Source organism: Paramagnetospirillum sp. (assembly GCF_058402745.1).
This window is the reverse complement of record NZ_JBZVFI010000003.1, coordinates 329,422-344,149: the sequence shown is the minus strand read 5'-3', so window position 1 is coordinate 344,149 and position 14,728 is coordinate 329,422. Positions and strand designations below refer to the sequence as shown.

Annotated in this window: 21 protein-coding genes and 1 tRNA gene; 11 read left to right on the top strand and 11 right to left on the bottom strand. The window is 67.3% G+C overall.

Annotation, left to right across the window (positions count from 1 at the left end; translation table 11 throughout):
• Nucleotides 1–325 precede the first annotated feature (325 nt).
• Nucleotides 326–1,189, top strand: a complete 864-nt coding sequence (locus tag ACV4UZ_RS02620; RefSeq protein WP_491599378.1) for an arginase — start codon at nt 326–328, stop codon at nt 1,187–1,189.
• Nucleotides 1,186–2,382, top strand: a complete 1,197-nt coding sequence (rocD, locus tag ACV4UZ_RS02615) for an ornithine--oxo-acid transaminase (RefSeq protein WP_491599377.1) — start codon at nt 1,186–1,188, stop codon at nt 2,380–2,382. Before ACV4UZ_RS02620 ends, rocD begins: the two co-directional genes overlap by 4 nt.
• Here the strand turns inward: rocD and ACV4UZ_RS02610 are convergent.
• Entirely contained in the window at nt 2,321–2,917 is a 597-nt protein-coding gene (locus tag ACV4UZ_RS02610) for an rRNA large subunit pseudouridine synthase E (RefSeq protein WP_491599376.1), read from the bottom strand. The two genes, rocD and ACV4UZ_RS02610, sit on opposite strands and share 62 nt — an antisense overlap.
• A gap of 34 nt (nt 2,918–2,951) precedes the next feature.
• On the opposite strand from ACV4UZ_RS02610, the gene ACV4UZ_RS02605 reads away from it, so the two are divergent.
• From ACV4UZ_RS02605 to ACV4UZ_RS02585, 5 genes are all read left to right on the top strand, one after another.
• Nucleotides 2,952–3,743, top strand: coding sequence for a TrmH family RNA methyltransferase (locus ACV4UZ_RS02605; RefSeq protein ID WP_491599375.1), 792 nt, complete (start codon nt 2,952–2,954; stop codon nt 3,741–3,743).
• Between the two features lie 36 nt (nt 3,744–3,779).
• The gene (locus tag ACV4UZ_RS02600) at nt 3,780–4,100 is read left to right on the top strand and encodes a peptidylprolyl isomerase (protein WP_491599374.1); all 321 of its coding nucleotides are present in this window, start codon (nt 3,780–3,782) and stop codon (nt 4,098–4,100) included.
• Between the two features lie 97 nt (nt 4,101–4,197).
• Nucleotides 4,198–5,196 (top strand): polyphosphate kinase 2, encoded by a 999-nt coding sequence (gene ppk2, locus ACV4UZ_RS02595; protein ID WP_491599373.1) that lies wholly within the window; start codon nt 4,198–4,200, stop codon nt 5,194–5,196.
• 61 nt (nt 5,197–5,257) lie between these two features.
• Nucleotides 5,258–5,761 carry a TIGR00645 family protein gene (locus ACV4UZ_RS02590; protein WP_491599372.1) on the top strand — a complete coding sequence of 168 codons (504 nt, stop codon included), beginning with the start codon at nt 5,258–5,260 and terminating at the stop codon, nt 5,759–5,761.
• Nucleotides 5,762–5,763: 2 nt separating this feature from the next.
• Nucleotides 5,764–6,150, top strand: a complete 387-nt coding sequence (locus ACV4UZ_RS02585) for a cereblon family protein (protein WP_491599371.1) — start codon at nt 5,764–5,766, stop codon at nt 6,148–6,150.
• Here ACV4UZ_RS02585 and ACV4UZ_RS02580 read toward each other — a convergent pair.
• The gene (locus tag ACV4UZ_RS02580; protein ID WP_491599370.1) at nt 6,101–6,814 is read right to left on the bottom strand and encodes a pseudouridine synthase; all 714 of its coding nucleotides are present in this window, start codon (nt 6,812–6,814) and stop codon (nt 6,101–6,103) included. The two genes, ACV4UZ_RS02585 and ACV4UZ_RS02580, sit on opposite strands and share 50 nt — an antisense overlap.
• 77 nt (nt 6,815–6,891) lie before the next feature.
• A complete protein-coding gene (locus ACV4UZ_RS02575; RefSeq protein ID WP_491599369.1) occupies nt 6,892–7,908 on the bottom strand; it encodes a class I SAM-dependent methyltransferase in 1,017 nt (338 codons plus the stop codon).
• Between the two features lie 86 nt (nt 7,909–7,994).
• On the opposite strand from ACV4UZ_RS02575, the gene ACV4UZ_RS02570 reads away from it, so the two are divergent.
• The gene (locus tag ACV4UZ_RS02570; protein ID WP_491599368.1) at nt 7,995–8,315 is read left to right on the top strand and encodes a hypothetical protein; all 321 of its coding nucleotides are present in this window, start codon (nt 7,995–7,997) and stop codon (nt 8,313–8,315) included.
• A gap of 103 nt (nt 8,316–8,418) precedes the next feature.
• Here the strand turns inward: ACV4UZ_RS02570 and ACV4UZ_RS02565 are convergent, their stop codons facing one another.
• On the bottom strand, nt 8,419–8,751 hold the full coding sequence (locus ACV4UZ_RS02565; protein WP_491599367.1) for a (2Fe-2S) ferredoxin domain-containing protein: 333 nt from the start codon (nt 8,749–8,751) through the stop codon (nt 8,419–8,421).
• A gap of 68 nt (nt 8,752–8,819) precedes the next feature.
• Nucleotides 8,820–9,227: a DUF4170 domain-containing protein gene (locus ACV4UZ_RS02560; protein WP_491599366.1), complete on the bottom strand. Its 408-nt coding sequence runs from the start codon at nt 9,225–9,227 to the stop codon at nt 8,820–8,822.
• 200 nt (nt 9,228–9,427) lie between these two features.
• Here ACV4UZ_RS02560 and ACV4UZ_RS02555 point away from each other — a divergent pair, with 200 nt between their 5' ends.
• Together ACV4UZ_RS02555 and trmFO are read left to right on the top strand one after the other, a co-directional pair.
• Complete coding sequence (locus tag ACV4UZ_RS02555; protein WP_491599365.1) at nt 9,428–9,697, top strand: hypothetical protein; 270 nt, start codon at nt 9,428–9,430, stop codon at nt 9,695–9,697.
• Nucleotides 9,698–9,739: 42 nt separating this feature from the next.
• On the top strand, nt 9,740–11,083 hold the full coding sequence (trmFO, locus tag ACV4UZ_RS02550) for a methylenetetrahydrofolate--tRNA-(uracil(54)-C(5))-methyltransferase (FADH(2)-oxidizing) TrmFO (RefSeq protein WP_491599364.1): 1,344 nt from the start codon (nt 9,740–9,742) through the stop codon (nt 11,081–11,083).
• 9 nt (nt 11,084–11,092) lie between these two features.
• Here the strand turns inward: trmFO and ACV4UZ_RS02545 are convergent, their stop codons facing one another.
• From ACV4UZ_RS02545 to ACV4UZ_RS02525, 5 genes are all read right to left on the bottom strand, one after another.
• Nucleotides 11,093–11,968: a DMT family transporter gene (locus ACV4UZ_RS02545; protein WP_491599363.1), complete on the bottom strand. Its 876-nt coding sequence runs from the start codon at nt 11,966–11,968 to the stop codon at nt 11,093–11,095.
• Nucleotides 11,969–11,973: 5 nt separating this feature from the next.
• Complete coding sequence (locus tag ACV4UZ_RS02540; protein ID WP_491599362.1) at nt 11,974–12,222, bottom strand: hypothetical protein; 249 nt, start codon at nt 12,220–12,222, stop codon at nt 11,974–11,976.
• A gap of 3 nt (nt 12,223–12,225) precedes the next feature.
• Nucleotides 12,226–12,813 carry a BON domain-containing protein gene (locus tag ACV4UZ_RS02535; protein ID WP_491599361.1) on the bottom strand — a complete coding sequence of 196 codons (588 nt, stop codon included), beginning with the start codon at nt 12,811–12,813 and terminating at the stop codon, nt 12,226–12,228.
• A gap of 82 nt (nt 12,814–12,895) precedes the next feature.
• Nucleotides 12,896–13,783 carry a hypothetical protein gene (locus tag ACV4UZ_RS02530; RefSeq protein ID WP_491599360.1) on the bottom strand — a complete coding sequence of 296 codons (888 nt, stop codon included), beginning with the start codon at nt 13,781–13,783 and terminating at the stop codon, nt 12,896–12,898.
• 66 nt (nt 13,784–13,849) lie between these two features.
• Nucleotides 13,850–13,999 (bottom strand): hypothetical protein, encoded by a 150-nt coding sequence (locus ACV4UZ_RS02525; protein WP_491599359.1) that lies wholly within the window; start codon nt 13,997–13,999, stop codon nt 13,850–13,852.
• A 158-nt stretch (nt 14,000–14,157) separates the two neighbouring features.
• Here ACV4UZ_RS02525 and ACV4UZ_RS02520 point away from each other — a divergent pair, with 158 nt between their 5' ends.
• Nucleotides 14,158–14,592 carry a transposase family protein gene (locus ACV4UZ_RS02520; protein ID WP_491599358.1) on the top strand — a complete coding sequence of 145 codons (435 nt, stop codon included), beginning with the start codon at nt 14,158–14,160 and terminating at the stop codon, nt 14,590–14,592.
• A gap of 38 nt (nt 14,593–14,630) precedes the next feature.
• Here the strand turns inward: ACV4UZ_RS02520 and ACV4UZ_RS02515 are convergent.
• Nucleotides 14,631–14,706, bottom strand: a tRNA-Lys gene (locus ACV4UZ_RS02515).
• Nucleotides 14,707–14,728: the final 22 nt, after the last annotated feature.

Sequence of the window (14,728 nt, the reverse complement as noted above, 5' to 3'; positions counted from 1 at the left end):
TGCTGCTTTTCATGATGGTTCCGTCCTTGGGGTGGAAGGCCGATCGCCTTCTGCCGAGGACAATGACCGCCGATCGTGGCGGCAAACGGGATGGAATCGGGGCATTTTCAAGGCAGCCCTACCAAAGCCCGCCTTTCCCCCTCACATGATTCAATGATACCGGCCGTCATTTGAACCGACTTGTCATCCTGACGACCGCAGGGAGGAAGGATCTTTCAACCCGCACCTTCTGCCGCCATCGCGTGAAAGATCCCTCGCCAAGGCTCGGGATGACATGAAGAGTCAGTTCCATGGGCGGACGGTATGACAGGCCCAGGAGGCCGCCATGACTCGTCGCTGCACGATCATCGCCGTCGGAATAGGACAAGGCGCCCGCGATCCGGGATGCGCCAAGGGGCCGGAAGTACTCAAACAATCAGGCGCATTCGACCGTCTGGCGATCCGCTCGCCCGATATTGCCTGGCATGACGTGCCGGTCGCCGTATCCCCCGCCTCGCCCGCCACGGTGGTCGCCCAGGCCTGTGAAGCCCTGGCCGGGGCGGTGGCCGGGGCCAGGAGCCAAGGCCGCTTTCCCATCGTCATCGGCGGCGACCATTCCATCGCCATGGGCACCTGGAGCGGTCTGCGCCGGGCGCTGGCGCCGCCGGGCCGGTTCGATCTGCTGTGGATCGACGCCCACATGGATTGCCACGATCCCTCCACCAGCCCGTCCGGCGCGTTGCACGGCATGCCCCTGGCCTGCCTGCTGGGCCGCTGCCACCCCCAGCTGGCCGGCGTGGCCTGCCCCGCCCCGCCGCTCACGCCCTCCCGGGTCACCCTGGTGGGGGTGCGCAGTTTCGAGCGGGAGGAGGATTCCTTCGCCCACCAGTCGGGGCTGCGGGTCATCCCCATGGAAGAAGTGGCCGCGCGGGGTCTTGCCGCCGCGCTCCCCCTGCCCGCCGGGCCGTTCGGCATCACGCTGGACCTGGACGCCATCGACCCCGGGGACGCTCCGGCGGTGGGCTCGCCGGTACCGGGCGGCATCCGCGCCGCCGAACTGCTGGAATGCTTGCGGCCGCTGCTGGCCTCGCCCCGCTGCCTTGCCTTCGAGATCGCCGAATACAGCCCGCCCCACGACGTGGCGGGCAAGACCGCCGCCCTGATGGAGGCCCTCCTCGCCATGGCGGTCCAACCGGGAGAACCGTCATGACCGCCACCATCGACCTCGAGGACAAATGGTGCGCCCGCAACTACCATCCGCTGCCGGTGGTGCTGGTCCGGGGCGAAGGCGCCCTGGTGTGGGACGAGACCGGGCGGCGCTACATCGACATGATGGGCGCCTATTCCGCCGTCAGCCACGGCCATGGCCACCCTCGGCTGGTCCGGGCGCTGACCGAGCAGGCGGGCAAGCTGGCGGTGATCTCGCGGGCCTTCCACACCGCGCCGCTGGGTCCCTTCGCCGAGCTGGCCTGCGCGCTGACCGGCATGGACCGGGCGCTGCCCATGAACACCGGGGCCGAGGCGGTGGAGACGGCGCTCAAGGCGGCGCGCAAATGGGCCCACACGGTCAAGGGCGTGCCGGAAGGCCAGGCCCGCATCATCGCCGCAAAGGGCAATTTCCACGGCCGCACCATCGCCATTGTCGGCATGTCCACGGTGGAGCAGTACCGCAAGGGCTTCGGCCCCTTCCCCGGCGGCTTCGATCTGGTGCCGTTCGGCGATGCGGACGCCCTGGACCGCGCCATCACCAGGGATACCGCCGCCTTCCTGGTGGAGCCCATCCAGGGCGAAGGCGGCATCATCGTGCCGCCGGACGGCTATCTCGCCCGCTGCCGCCAGATCTGCGACCGCCGGCGGGTGCTGCTGATCGCCGACGAGATCCAGACCGGACTCGGCCGCACCGGCCGCCTGCTGGCTTGCGAGCACGAGGGCGTCAAGCCCGACGCGGTGACCCTGGGCAAGGCGCTGGGCGGCGGCCTGCTGCCGGTATCGCTGCTGCTGGGCAAGGCGGAACTGATGGATGTGTTCCAGCCCGGCGACCACGGCTCCACCTTCGGCGGCAACCCCTTGGCGGCGGCGGTGGGGCGCGAGGCCCTGCGGGTGCTGGTGGACGAGGGGCTGGCCGAGCGCGCCGCCGAGCTCGGCCCCTGGCTGATGGAGCGTCTGCGCGCCCTCTCCAGTCCGCTGATCAGGGATATCCGGGGGCGTGGCCTGTTCATCGGCATCGAGTTCGATCCGGCCCGCGTCCAGGCCCGCAAGGTCTGCGACCGGCTGGCGGCCAAGGGCATCCTCACCAAGGACACCCACCGCAACACCATCCGCTTCGCGCCCCCCCTGGTGATCAGCCGCGAGCTGTTGGACGAGGCCGTGGGATGCCTGGGCGCGGTGCTGGCGGCGGCTTGACGTCGCGCCACCGTCCCGGCTCCAGGCCATCGAGCGTCCACTCCCCCACCGCCCAGCGGATCAGGCGCAGGGTGGGAAACCCGATGGCGGCCGTCATGCGGCGGACCTGACGGTTGCGACCCTCCCGAATGGTCAGCTCGATCCACGCGGTGGGAATGGCGGCGCGGTAACGGATGGGAGGATCGCGCGGCCACAGGTTTTCCGGCTCGGCCATGGCCCGCGCCCCGGCCGGCAGGGTCGGCCCGTCGTTGAGCAGCACGCCCCGGCGCAGCTTGTCCAGGTCGGCCTCGGACGGCACGCCCTCCACCTGGGCCCAATAGGTCTTGGCCAGCTTGTGCCTGGGATCGCTGATGCGCGCCGCCAGCGGGCCGGAATCGGTCAGCACCAGCAGGCCTTCCGAATCGCGGTCGAGCCGCCCGGCGGCATAGACCCCCGGCACGTCGATGTAATCCTTGAGCGTCGCCCGCCCGCCCTCCCGGTCGGTGAACTGGGTCAGCACGTCATAGGGCTTGTTGAAGACGATCAGCCGAGTCACAACACCGGTTCCACTCTTCCCGAAAGGCCCAGCAATGGCACGAGCGCCGTTTCCGCACAAGAAGCAGCCGCCGCCCCGGCGTCCCGAGCCGGACACCGAGAAGGTGGCCGGTCTGCCGGCGGTCAAGGCCCTGTTCGCCCACGACCCGGCCCGGGTCGAGCGGCTGTTCTACGACGAGCGCATGAAGGACGCGGCCGGCGAGATGTGCAAGGCCCTGGCGGCGGCGCGCAAGCCCTACCGCATGACGCCGACCGACGAGTTGACCAAAATCCTCGGCTCGCCGCTGCACGGCGGCATCATCGCCGTGACCCGGCCCAAGCCCCTGCGCCCCTTCGACCCGGCCGAGGCCCATCAATGGGCCAAGGACGGCAAGCCGCTGCTGGTGCTGGACGGCGTCGGCAACCCCCACAACCTGGGGGCCATCGCCCGGACCATGGCCTTTTTCGGCCTGGAGCGCCTTTTGATCTCCGACCATCCCGGCCAGGCCGGTCCGTCCGAGGCGGCGCTGCGCGTCTCGGAGGGCGGGCTGGAATGGGTCGAGGTGATCCGCGCCCAGAAATTCGTTGCGGCCCTGAAACGGCTTAGGGATTCCCACCGGATCGTCGGCACCGCCCTGGGGTCGGGCAAGCCGGTGGCCGAGCTGCTGAACCGCCCGGGCAAGCCGGTGGCCCTGATCCTCGGCAACGAGGAGGACGGCCTTCCCCCCGCCACTCTGGCGGCTTGCGACGACATCGTCACCCTGCCCGGCTCGGGCCGCGTCCAGTCGCTGAACGTGGCGGCCACCGCCGCCATCCTGATCCATGAACTGGCGAAGCCACGCCGCTAGGTCTATGCTTGCCGTTCAACACTTTCGGAGAGTTTCATGTCTTCCACCGTCCGCGCCTCCCACATCCTCCTGATGTACAAGGGCTCGTCCCGTTCCCAGGCCACCCGCTCCAAGGACGAGGCCCTGGCCGAAATCAACAGCATCAAGGACGAGATCGCCCAGGGCGCCGATTTCGGCCAGATGGCGCGGCAGTATTCCGATTGCCCCTCGAGCGAGGACGGCGGCGATCTGGGCGAGTTCCCCAAGGGCGCCATGGTGCCGGAATTCGAGGTGGCCGCTTTCGCCCTGAAGTCGGGCGAGGTTTCGGACGTGGTGGAGACCTCGTTCGGTTTCCATCTGATCCAGCGCACCGATTGATTCGGACCCCACCGATCCGGTTTTCCCGGAAACCCTTGGCCCGGCAACCGTAAGGGCTTAGGATTTCCGGGATGGACCACAGTCAAGGGGGGCAAGAATGATCGACGACGGGAACGAAATCAAAGCCGAGACCGTAACGGTCGCGACTCCCGCGACGGACCCCGTCGCCCGTCCGGCCCGCCCAATCCGCAAGAAGCCGGCGGCGGCCAAGCCGCTCGGCCCGGCCGCCCAGGCCCGGCACGACCTGGCGGAGATGCGCCACGACCCGGAAGCGGTGCGCCACGCCTTCGAGACCGGCGAATACCCCTACAAGAGCCGCATGGGCCGCGCCGAGTACGAGACCAAGAAGGCCGCGCTGCAGGCCGAACTGCTCAAAGTCCAGTTGTGGGCCCGCGACACCGGCCAGAAATTCGTGCTGCTGTTCGAAGGCCGCGACGCCGCCGGCAAGGGCGGCACCATCAAGCGCTTCATGGAGCACCTGAACCCCCGCGCCGCCCGGGTGGTCGCCCTGGAAAAACCCAGTGAGATCGAGCGCGGCCAGTGGTTCTTCCAGCGCTACATCCAGCACCTGCCCACCTCGGGCGAAATGGTGTTCTTCGACCGCTCCTGGTACAACCGGGCCGGCGTCGAGCGGGTGATGGGCTTTTGCACCCCCGCCGAATACCTGGAATTCATGCGCCAGACCCCCGAGGTGGAGCGCATGCTGGTCCGCTCGGGCATCAAGCTCTACAAATACTGGTTCTCGGTGACCCAGGACGAGCAGCTGCGCCGCTTCAAATCCCGCGAGCGCGACCCGTTGAAGCAATGGAAGCTGTCACCCATCGACAAGGCGTCGCTGGGCAAATGGGCCGACTATACCGAGGCCAAGGAGGCGATGTTCTTCTATACCGACACCGCCGACGCGCCCTGGACCATCGTCAAGTCCGACGACAAGAAGCGGGCGCGCCTCAACTGCATGCTCCACTTCCTCAACTCGCTGGACTATCCCGGCAAGGATCACAGTCTGGTCCATACTCCCGACCCGCTGATCGTCGGCAAGGGCGCCCACGTGGTCCATAAGAGCGAGCATATTCTGGGGGCGACCCTGAACCCGTAATTTGACAAGGGCGGCCGGCGCACCCATCTTGCGCCGGCAACCCCCGTCGAGGTCGAGGCCCATGGAACAATTTCTCGAGAAGCTGATCTTCCGCAGCCGCTGGATCATGGCCCCCTTCTATCTGGGGCTGGTGCTGGCGCTGGTGATGCTGCTGGTCAAGTTCTGCCAGGAATTGATCCATCTGGCGCCGCATGTGCTGGAGATGAACGAGAACCAGACCATCCTGATGGTTCTTTCCCTCATCGACATGTCGCTGGCCGGCAATCTGCTGTTGATGGTGATCTTTGCCGGTTACGAGAACTTCGTCTCGAAGATCGATACCGGCGACCACGAGGACAGGCCCGATTGGATGGGCAAGGTTGATTTCGGCGGACTGAAGCTCAAGCTGATCGCCTCCATCGTGGCCATTTCCGGCATCCATCTGCTCAAGGCGTTCATGAACGTCGAAAGCCAGGACAAGGAGAATCTGGCCTGGATGGTGGGCATCCACATGGCCTTCGTGTTCTCGGGCGTGCTGTTGGCCCTGATGGACCGCATCGTCGAAGGCCCCAATCCCCACCACTGACCATGCCCCGCGATTCCCCCGCCCAGGAGAGTCATGTCGCGTCCTGGAACGGGGATATCGAGTATTTCTGCGCCCGCTGCGGCGCCCCGGTGACCAAGGGGCGCTGGGAGATGGCCATCAACGGCGGGTTCGAGCACGTCTTCTTCAACCCCGCCGGCATCGTCTTTCGGGTGCTGTGCTTCAAGGAGGCGCCGGGCGCCGTCGCGCTGGGAGCGGCCAGCGGCCAGTTCACCTGGTTCAGGGGCTATCTCTGGCGATTATGCGCCTGCCGCGCCTGCGATTTGCACCTGGGCTGGCGCTACGAAGGGGCGGACGAGCCGCGCATCTTCTTCGGCCTGATCAAGGACAGCCTGACGACCCAAGCACCAGGGCGACCTCGTCCGGGGTGAGAGTCCGCCACTGCCCCTCGGGCAGATCTCCCAGGGACAGCCCGCCGATGGCGGCGCGGTGCAGGCGCTCCACATGGTTGCCCAGGGCCGCGAACATGCGCTTGACCTGATGGTAGCGCCCCTCGGTGATGGTGATGCGGGCCGTGCGCTCTCCCGTCACCACCAGTTCGGCCGGAGCCAGGGGCATGGTCTCGGACCGCAGCATCAGGGTGCCCGAGGCGAAAGCCGCCCCCTCCTCCCCGCTCAGCGGCCGGGCCAGGGTGACCTCGTAGGTCTTGGGCACGTGGCGCTTGGGCGAGGTGATGCGATGGGCCAGCTTCCCGTCGTCGGTCAGCAGCAAGAGGCCGGTGCTGTCGCGGTCCAGCCGCCCCACCGGCGCGATGATGGGATTGCGCCGCATGAAGCGCTCGGGCAGTAATTCATAGACGATGCGCCCGGGATCCGAGGTGGAGCAGGTGTAATCCTCGGGCTTGTGCAGCATCAGCACCAGACCGGCCGGCGGGTCCAGCTTCTCGCCGTCCACCCGGATGTCGCCATGCTCCGCCTTGGAGTCCTCGTCCAAGGGAGAGCCGTCGGCCAGGGTGACGCGTCCGGCCTTGATCATGGCCTTGACGTCCCGCTGGCTGCCATAGCCCAGATTGGCGACGAGGCGGATCAGTCTCATCTCACGCTCCCGACAAGCGGCCGGGACGGCCGCGCTCCACGCATTCATCGGTGCGCGGGCATCCTGCCCGCCCGTCCTTACCGGTCATGGCGGTTGCTCGCCAGATAGACCTTGAAGCCGTCGGCTTCCCGCAGCAGGGTCACCTCGCGGAAGCGGCGGCGCAGTTCGGCTTCGTAGGGCAGGTTGCGGTTGGCCACCAGCACGAACTTGCCGCGCCGGCGGATGGCCTTCCAGGCCGCCGTGATGAAGCCCTGGCCGATGGCGGGATCGGCCTTGCGCCCCTCGTGGAAGGGCGGATTGCTGACGATCCAGTCGTAGGGCTCGCATTTGGGCAGGCCGGCGCCCACGTCCAGCCAGTGGAACGCCGCCCGCTCGTCGCCGCCCAGATTGGTCCGGGCATCCTCCAGCGCCAGGGCTTCCGCCTCGAACAGGTCGATACCGGTGATGTCGGGGAAACGGCGTAGAATCTCGGCGGACAGGTATCCCCACCCCGCCCCAAGATCGGCGCCCCGTCCGGCCAATCCTTCGGGCAGGCAATCGAGCAGCAGGCGCGAGCCCGTATCCACATGGTCGCTGCTGAAGCAGCCGGCGCGGGCGATCAGGTCGCAGCCCTCCACCGGCCTGGGCTTCGCCGCCTCCAGCCATTCGGCCGGAGCCGTCTGGTCGCCCTTGACCATCCAGAAGGTGCGGGCCTGATGCTTGGACAGCGATCCGGCCAGGCCGAAGGCCCGCTCCGCCTCGCGCTCGTGGCTGGCCGCCCCCAGGGCGTTGGCGCCGCAGCACACCAGCACGCCGCCCGGCTGCAGCAGGTCCCAGGCCCGCGCCAGGTTGGCCCGGTTCTCGGCCTTGTGCTTGGTCAGCAGGACCAGCCCGGCGGGAAACTGGCCCTCCAGGCGGGCCACGGTCCGGAATCCGGCCTGGACCAGACGGTCGTGAACCGGCTTGAAGCCCTGCTCGCAGAGCAGACGCGGCTGCCAGCCGCCCCGCAGCGCCTCGTGAGGCTCGGCGCGCATCAGGAAGGCTTGCTCGGGCAAGGCCAGCAGGTCGCGCTCGAAGGGCAGCAGCAGGGCGTCGATGATCTTGGAATCGTTCATGGCGGGCGGTTTAGCATGCCGGGCATGTGGCCGTCGAGGCGTGCCGAGCGTTGACTTGGACACGGTGGCGGCCCATGGTGCGGCCCATGGCCCGCCAAGACACCATCGACGACGAGGACAAGGTCCGCCTGCTGCGCGCCCTGGCCTTCCAGATTCACCGCAAGCGTCCCGCCGAGGAGGCGCTGGGCGAATTGCTCGAGCAGGAATCCAAGGGCGGGCGGCGCCGTGCCTTCCGCGCCGGGGTCGATGCCCTGGCCGCCGAGGGCTTCACCGCCGCCATGGCGGCGCTGGGCCTGTTCGGCGACGACGCCCTGGTGCTGCTGGGCGTGCTGGCGGATTCGGGTGATCATCGCCTGCTGTCCAGCGGACTGGGCAAGATCGCCGACCTCATCGAATCGAGAAGCTGATTTTTGCGTGTCACCCTGAGGCGAAGCCGAAGGGCCTTTCAGGCACGGGCGGCAATCGCCTCGGACTGAAAGGTCCTTCGTTTCACTCAGGATGACATGATGCCTACTTGGACGGCGTGACGATCAGGCGCTCGACCGGCGTGTCGTTGGCGAAGTGCGACGTCACGATCTCGTCGATGTCTTCCAGGGTCTCGGTCTTGTACCAGATGCCCTGGGGATAGACCACCATCAGCGGGCCGGCCTTGCAGAAGCCCAGACAGCTGGACGAGGCGATGCTGACGCCCCGCTCCCACAGGTTCAGCTCGTTCATCTTCTCCGCCAGACGCTGGAAAAGCGGCTGACCGCCGCCCTTGGTGGTGCAGCAGCCGCGCGGATGGCCGTCGGGGCGGCGCTGGGTGCAGATGAAGGCGTGGTACTTGTTGGGGTAATGGGACACTGGGAACCTCCGTCACATTCCAATTTCGGTAATGGAATACCGCTTTCTCCGGCGCTTGACCAGAGGGGTCAGACCTTGACGTTGCGGCGCTTCAGTTCCTCGCCGGTGAACAGGTCGTAGCGGGTCAGGCAGGAATCCACCGACTTGCCGGTCAGTTCGCGCCACTTGTCCAGCGCTTCCTTGCGCGAGAACGGGCCGTGGATTTCCAGGGCGCGGCCCTCGATGACCTCCTGGAAGGTGGTGTCGGCGTATTCGCCGCCCATCACGTACCACTGGTCGGCGGCGCTGTCCTCGGTGCTGCGGATGAAGTAGCGGACCATGGCGTTGTCCACCGACTTGCCGGTCAGCGCCCGCCAGCAGATATGGGCCTCCTGCTCCTCGAAGGGGCCGAAGCGCTCCTCGGTGTGGCCGGGGGCGATGACGGTAAAGGAAGTGTCGGCATATTCGCCGCCGACGACGTAATAGGTCTTGGCCATGGGTATCTCTTTCCCACTCGAAGGGGTGGCTTCGGGCACGCTTATACCCCATCCATTGCTGGGAAGGAATGTCCTTTCGCCACGGGGCCTCCCGGCAGATTCTGCCGCCCTCTTCCGGAGGAAATGGCGGAAACGCTTGGCTCCGCTGTTGGCACGGCGGGTGCAAAGGGATCGGCGCACTCTCTCCTCGGAGAACGACCATGATCAGCCTGAATTCCGCCGCCTCGCACATCCTGCTCAACAAGAAGGAAGAGGCCGGCAACCATTCCATCGAGAAGTCGGGTTCGTCCTCGGCCCTGTCCACCTACGGCTACGGCCCGCTGGACCTTCCCGACGCCGAAAAGGAAGCCACCGCCGACGGCAGCGGCGCCAAGCCGGTATCGGGCACCTCCTCCATCTCGGCCATTTCCGGAGCCGGCGGCGCCCAGTTCCTGGCCCACATGGTGGCGTCCATGAATCCCATCCGGTAAAGCATCTGGACAAGAGGCGCCTTAGCCTCTATCTCCGTCGGCATGACCCGCACCGTTCACGTGATCGGCGGCGGGCTTGCCGGGTCGGAAGCCGCCTGGCAGCTCGCCCAGGCCGACATCCCCGTCATCCTCCACGAAATGCGCCCGGTGCGCACCACCCCGGCCCATCAGACCGATGGCCTGGCCGAGCTGGTGTGCTCCAACTCGTTGCGCTCGGACGATGCCGATTACAACGCCGTCGGCCTGCTGCACGAAGAGATGCGCCGGGCCGGCTCGCTGATCCTGCGAGAAGCCGACGCCCACAAGGTGCCGGCGGGCGGAGCCCTGGCGGTGGACCGCGATGGCTTTTCCCAGGGCGTCCAGGCGGCGCTCTCCTCCCATCCCCGCATCACCATTGTCCGCGAGGAAGTGGCCGGCCTGCCGCCCGAGGAGTGGGAGCAGGTGATCATCGCCACCGGCCCGCTGACCTCGCCCGCCATGGCCGAGGCGCTGAAGGGCGTGACGGGAGAGGACTCGCTGGCCTTCTTCGACGCCATCGCCCCCATCGTCACCAAGGACAGCATCGATTTTTCCAAGGCTTGGTTCCAGTCGCGCTACGACAAGGGCACCGGCTCGGACTACATCAACTGCCCGCTGGACAAGGACCAGTACTACGCCTTCATCGACGCCCTGATCAGCGGCGAGAAGGTGCCGTTCCACGATTGGGAGAAGGACACGCCCTATTTCGAGGGCTGCCTGCCCATCGAGGTGATGGCCGAGCGGGGCAAGGACACCCTGGCCTATGGCCCCATGAAGCCGGTGGGCCTGACCAATCCCAACGGCCCGAAGCCCTTTGCCGTGGTCCAGTTGCGCCAGGACAACGCGCTGGGCACCCTTTACAATCTGGTGGGCTTCCAGACCAAGCTGCGCCACGGCGAGCAGGCCCGCATCTTCCGCGCCATTCCCGGCCTGGAGAACGCCGAGTTCGCCCGCCTGGGCGGACTGCACCGCAACACCTTCGTCAACGGCCCGCGCGTGCTGGACCGCACGCTCAGGCTCAAGGCCCAGCCCCGGCTGCGTCTGGCCGGACAGGTGACGGGCTGCGAGGGCTATGTGGAAAGCTCGGCCATCGGCCTGCTGGCCGGCCTGTTCGCGGCGGCCGAGGCCCAGGGGCGCGAAATGCTCCGCCCGCCGGCCACCACCGCGCTGGGCGCCCTGCTCGCCCACGTCACCGGCGGCGGCGAGGAAGAAACCTACCAGCCCATGAACATCAATTTCGGCCTGTTCCCCCCGCCGCCCGAGCGCGACGAAAAGGGCCGCCGGGTCAAGGGCCGCGAGCGCAAGAAGCTCTATGCCGAGCGGGCGCGGGCGGCGCTGACGCCCTGGATCGATACGATTCGGAAATAAGTTTCCGCCCTATTTGCGCACCACCAGCGCCACGCCGATGGCGGTGGCGGCCATGCCGGCCAGGGCCAGGGGCGTCAGCACCTCGTCGAACAGCAGCCAGGCCAGCAAGGCGGTCACCGGCGGCACCAGATAGAAGAAGCTGGCCACCTTGGCCGCCTCGCCCAGGCGGATCAGGGTCATCAGCAGGCTGATGGCCCCCAGCGACAGCACCAGCACCAGCCAGCCCAGCGCCAGGACGAAGGACGGCGTCCACTGGATGACCATGGTCTCGGTGGCCACCGCCAACGGCCCCAGCACCGCCAGGGCGGCCAGATACTGGATCAGGGTGCCGGTACGCAGGTCCATGCCGGTGCAAAAGCGCTTCTGGTACAGGGTTCCCCCGGTGATGGCCAGCAGGGCGGCGATGGCGTAGGCCATGCCGTCCCAGCCGAAACCGTCGAAATTCACCCCCGTCAACCGGGTGGACAGCACCATGGCGACGCCCACCAGTCCGAGGGCGAGGCCCAGCCACTGGCGCGGTCCCACCGTCTCGCCCAGCAACGGCCCGACCACGGCGGCGGTCAGCAGCGGCTGCAGCCCGGCCACCAGGGCGACCATGCCGGATGGGACGCCGCGATGGATCGCTCCGAACACGCCGCCCAGATAGATGGCGTGAACCAGCAGGCCCGAGACCGCCAGATGCAGCCACAGCCGGGGGTCGGTGGGAAACCTGGCGCGGCTGGCCGCCACCACCGCCCCCAGCAGGGCGATGACGATGACGAAACGCAGCGCCAGGAAGGTGAAGGGCTCGGCATAGGGCAGGCCGTACTTGCCGCCGATGAAGCCGGTGCTCCACAACAGCACGAAGACGCCCGGCATGGCCTTGGTCCAGGCGTGCTCCCGCATGGCGTTCAGGTCTCGGCCTTGGGCGGTTCGGCCGGCGTTTCCGGTCGCTTGGGCGGCGCCTCGCCGCCGGTCCAGAACACCCAGGTGGAGGCCAGCCAGACCATCATGGAGATGAAGCCGGCCAGTTTGGGCGGGACGCCGAAATGCTTGGGCAGGACCAGCAGCAAGGTGATGCCGCCGACGAAGCCGCACGCCGTCCAGATGGCGCCGACCACGTGGCGCGGCAAACCCTTCTTCTTGGGAGACTCACTCATGGTTCAAGGCCTGACATCGATGTAGTTGACCACTTTCTTGATGCCCTCGCCTTCCCGGAGGCGGGCAATGGCCTTGTTGGCCTCCTCCTGCGAGCGGGCGCGGCCGATGACGTAAAGAGTGCCATGGGAATCCACGGTGGTGCGGAAATTCACGTCGGCCACCCCCTTGGTGCCGATCAGGCGTCCCTGGGCCTTGACGCCCATCTCCACCGTGTCGGCCCAGCTGGGCAGCGTCTTGCGCTTGGGGTCGTCCTTGGGCAGGTAGGTCACGTGCCAGTAGAGCTTCCGGACGCCCTCGACGCCGCGCACATCCTTCTGGAACTGGTCATACGTGGCCTTGTCGTCGAACAGGCCGGTGATCAGCAGGCGCTGCTCGTAGATCTCGGTGGAGGCCTTGATGGTGGCGTGCTTGGCCATGTAGCCGTTGACCTTGGTGACGATCACGTTGTCCTTGGCGATGTCGGCGGCCGAGCGCGCCTCGATGGCCCGGTCGATCAGGGTCTTGGGCGCGGTCAGCACGTCCATCAGCTGGGCCTGGGCCGGTGCGGCCAGCGCAAGGATGGTGGCTGCGGCAAGGGCGATACGGCGCATGGAGCGGTTCCGTTCCGGTGGTGTGACCAGCAAACATACAGGCCAAGACCAACTTCGCCAATCGGCTATTTGGCCGGTTGGGCTATCGCGCCGTCCCCTTCAGATGTTTGTGCACCGCCTGGCGCGAGATGCCCAGCTCCTTGCCGATGCGGGCCAGCGACCACTCGGGATTGGCCTCCTTCAGGGCGCGGGCGCGGTCCTTGGTGGATGGCGCCGCCCCCCGCGTGGCGAGTCCCTGGGACAGTGCCTCGAAATCGGCGGCGAGCACGGCATAGCCGCCGCAATCCTCCCCTCCCCGCTTGCTCCAATAATCCAGGCGGGCCGAGAAATCGGCGATGGTGGCTACCGGCAGATCCCGGCGCCAGGCCGATTCCACCAGATTGTGACGGGCGGCGCAGGCGGCGGGCAGCGTGGGAGCCGGGGAATCCGGCTCGGCCACCAGTTCCAGATGGCGCAGCCGCGTGTCCCAGCGCAGGCATTCGGCGCGGGCCGCCTCGATTCCGGTCGGCATGGGCGCGGCGGCGGCCACCGCCTTTTCCAGTTCGGCGGCGCTTTCGCAACCCGACGCGGCGGCGATGAACACCGCTTCGAATTCGGTGGGGCGCGACACCGCCTCGATGCCGCCGTAATGCGCGATCACCGCCGCCCGCTGGTCGATACGGCTCAGTTCGCGCAGCCGCGACAGCCTGACGGCCCGGATGATGCTGCCCGGCTTGGCCCCTTCCTCGTGCAGACGCAAGGCCTGCATGGCCGCTTCGGCGCCGTCGCCCTGGCGGGTGGCATACCGGCGCGCCAACACGTCGAGGCCGGCGGGGTAGCTGCCCCATTCCAGGTCGCAGAACGCCCGGGCCCGTTCCAGCGCCTCGTCCTGCTCGGCCTCGCTCTCGGACTCGTAAAGCGCCAGCATGCTTTCCAGGCGGTCGAGGGCCTTGTCCTCGCGCCCCTGGCTCATCAAGTCGAATAGGTCCATCGCCCCCTCGTCAACGCACGGGTTGACGGTGCTACGGCCCAGCCGGGCTGTCAAGACGGCGCGGCGTCAGGAATTGCGGGAAATCCGTTCCTGATACTCGGCGGCGACCTTGGCCACCACCGCCTTGATCAGGCTGGGGGGAGCCGTCAGCACCGAATAGCCCTCGCCGGCAAGGCAGGCGGTTACCGCGGCAAGGAGCGAACGAGGAATCATCATCGCCTCCGTCAAATCGACGGAAAGAGAAGCCAGTACACAAGTGTAGTTCTCGACATATAAATATTTGGTAAATCAATGACATTCATAAGCAGTGTCCACTATGCCGGAAGGAAGCGATCGGGCGTATAGTTGCCAGTGACAGACACGGGAGGATGACGATGAGCAACATCGAGCCCATCTCCGCCGAGGCCCAAATGATCCTCGCCGAGCTTCGCGGTCTGAGGGAAGAGATGGCGGCCATGCACCAGGAAACCCGCGCCACCCTGACCGCCCTGCGGGAAGTGTTCTCGGAAATCCGGCGGGTGGAGAGCACCGAAGCCGATATCGAGCAGGATCTGGAGGACGTGGCGCAGCGCCTGGGCACCGTGCTGGATGAGCGGCGGCTCTCCCTCACCTCCTGTTCGGTCTGCGGCTCGGACGTGGAGCGCCATGCCGCCGAGAACGGCGCCCTGCTGATCTGCAAGGCGTGCGGCCACACGGCCTTCGTCGATCGCCGCTCCGGCACCGAGCGCCGCAACATCACCCACAGCGCCGAGGAAGGGCCGCCCGATCAGGTACGGGACACCATCGCCTGGACCAATACCGAGACGTAAAAAACCCGCCGGGGGGAACCGGCGGGTTTTCGAGGTCTTGGTGGGTCCGCCGGGACTCGAACCCGGGACCTCTCGATTAAAAGTCGCTTGCTCTACCAACTGAGCTACGGACCCTGAAACGAAGGGCGCTCACCAT